3 protein-coding genes are annotated in these 2,276 nt (G+C 67.4%); 2 read left to right on the top strand and 1 reads right to left on the bottom strand.

What is annotated here, in order from left to right; all coding sequences use genetic code 11:
• The coding region (locus tag ACT4N8_RS11005) for a glycosyltransferase (protein ID WP_444858168.1) at positions 1-657 on the bottom strand (657 nt) is incomplete at its 3' end.
• 68 nt (positions 658-725) lie between these two features.
• Between ACT4N8_RS11005 and ACT4N8_RS11000 the strand changes: the two genes are divergently transcribed.
• Positions 726-1,514 (top strand): nucleotidyltransferase family protein, encoded by a 789-nt coding sequence (locus ACT4N8_RS11000; RefSeq protein WP_444858167.1) that lies wholly within the window; start codon positions 726-728, stop codon positions 1,512-1,514.
• Positions 1,498-2,226: a metallophosphoesterase family protein gene (locus ACT4N8_RS10995; RefSeq protein ID WP_444858166.1), complete on the top strand. Its 729-nt coding sequence runs from the start codon at positions 1,498-1,500 to the stop codon at positions 2,224-2,226. The genes ACT4N8_RS11000 and ACT4N8_RS10995 overlap by 17 nt, the downstream gene beginning before the upstream one ends.
• Positions 2,227-2,276: the final 50 nt, after the last annotated feature.

Genomic DNA, 2,276 nt, shown 5'->3' with positions numbered 1-2,276 from the left:
CCGCGCCGCGCGCGCCTTGGCGAAGGCCTCGAGGAGCAGCGCCGTCCCCTTCTTCTCGACCAGCCGGCCGACATGGAGGACCAGCCCCGGCTCCGCCGCGCCGCTTGGGCGGAAGCGGGCGAGGTCGACGCCGATGCGGTGGGTGACGGTCCGCTCCGCCGGAAAACCCTGGACGAGCGCCCGCTCCCGCAGCGCGTCCGAGACCGCGATGAACAGGCGCCCTTCGCGCATCAGCCGTCGTCGGCGCAGCGCGTAACGCTGCCACGACAGGCGCCCGGAAAGGAGCATGTCGCGCGGCGAGCGGCCGATGTCGTAGCCGTGCAGCGTCGTCACCAGCGGCACGCCCAGCGCCCGCGCGAGCGGCAGCGCGAGCAGCCCGTCCGGCCCGAAATGGGCATGGACCAGCGCGGGGTCGTAGGTCCGGACCTCCTCGGCCAGTGCGCCCCAGCGTCCGAACAGCTTGATGGTCAGCCGCCGCCAGGTCCCTTCGGCGAGCACGAGTCGATCGGCCAGCGCGTCCGGGACGTTGCCCTTATCCTCGAGCCCGACGATCAGCGGCCGATAGCGGGTCGGGCTCGCCGCCTGCGCGCGGATGAAGGTTTCCGAGCGGTTGAAGACGGGGGAGCGAAAGATCGCCACGGTGGGAAGGCCGGTCACGCGCCCTCGCTACACGGTCGGTTACGCCGGTGGAACGCTCCGCGCCTCGGCCCGTTCTCCGATTTCGCATGAGCACGCAGCTCCCCACGCTCGACGCCAACGTCTTCGAGCCGCCGCCCGAGGCGGTCGATTTCTATGTCGAGAGCCTCGGCCTGCTCGTTGAATCCGGCTTTCCCTTCCTGCTCTCGGGCACCTACGCCTTGTCCTGCTACACGGGCATTGTCCGCCCGACCAAGGATCTCGACGTCTTTTGCAAGCCCTCGGACGCGCCCAAGATATTGAGCTTCTTCAAGGCGCACGGCTACCGGATTGACATCGAGGACGAGCGCTGGATCGGCAAGGTCTGGAAGGGGGATCATTTCTTCGACGTGATCTACAACATTTCCACCGCCTCGATTCCCATCACCGAGGACTGGTTCGACGAGGCCTATGAGGTCGAGGTCTACGGCACCAATGTGCGGATCACGCCGCCGACCGAGTTCATCCTCTCCAAGCTCTTCCTGCAGGACCGCTATCGCTACGACGGCGCCGACGTCGCCCACGTCATCCTCAAGAAGCATGACGAGATCGACTGGCGGAAGCTGCTGAACGCGATGGAGCTCTATTGGGAGGTGCTGCTCGTCCACCTCCTCAACTTCCGCTTCATCTACCCGACCGAGCGCGAACGCATCCCGCGCTGGCTGTTCGACGAATTGCTCGAGCGGCTCCAGGCCCAGGCCGAGATGCCCGCCGCCCGCATGCGGATCTGCCGCGGCCGACTGCTCAGCCCGCGCGACTATGTCACCGACATCGCCGAATGGGGCTTCGCCGACGTGGTCGGCAAGGGGATCGAAGAGAAGCATGAGCGAAAGCGCTGAGACGATGAGGCTCGCGGCGATCGGCGATCTTCACGTCACCGAGACGAGCGAGCATCGCTATCGCGACCTCTTCGCCGAGATTTCCGAGGCGGCCGATGTGCTCGCGCTCTGCGGCGACCTCACCAATTTCGGCAAGACCCGCGAGGCCGAGATCCTCGCCGAAGATCTGCGCCACTGCGCAATTCCGGTCGTCGGCGTGCTCGGCAATCACGATTACGAATGCGGCCAGCCCGAGGAAGTGGCCCGGATTCTCCACGCTGCCGGGATGACTGTGCTCGCCGAGCAGGCGGTCGAGATCGAAGGCGTCGGCTTCGCGGGCGTGAAGGGCTTTCTCGGCGGCTTCGGCAGGGGCGAGATCGGCGCCTTCGGCGAGCCCGCGATCAAGGCGTTCGTCGATGCCGCGCTCGACGAAGCGCGCAAGCTCGAAAACCAGCTGCGTTCGCTGAAGACGGAGCGCTGCGTCGCGGTTCTTCATTATTCCCCGGTGATCGACACGGTCGAAGGCGAGCCGGAGGTGATCTATCCCTTCCTCGGCTGCTCACGGCTCGCCGACGCGATCGACCGCTTCGATCATGTCGCCGCGGTCGTCCATGGCCACGCCCATCGCGGGCGCTACCAGGGCGCGACCCCGCGCGGCACGCCGGTCTATAATTGCGCGCAGAGGGTGGTCGCGGCGGCGGAAGGCCGGCCCTACGCCCTGATCGAAGTCTAGCGGTTGGCGGGCGCGGCCTGCGGCTGCGGCTGGGCACCCTCCGGCTGCGG

This window comes from Sphingosinicella sp. (genome assembly GCF_052387495.1).
Taxonomy (GTDB): domain Bacteria; phylum Pseudomonadota; class Alphaproteobacteria; order Sphingomonadales; family Sphingomonadaceae; genus Allosphingosinicella.
The sequence above is the reverse complement of the archived record's forward strand: the minus strand, read 5'-3'. Positions and strand labels throughout refer to the sequence as shown.

Bases quoted from the DNA above. Each gene is read 5' to 3' on its own strand.
- ACT4N8_RS11000 (WP_444858167.1), top strand. From the start codon at position 726: ATGAGCACGCAGCTCCCCACGCTCGACGCCAACGTCTTCGAGCCGCCG.
- ACT4N8_RS10995 (WP_444858166.1), top strand. From the start codon at position 1,498: ATGAGCGAAAGCGCTGAGACGATGAGGCTCGCGGCGATCGGCGATCTT.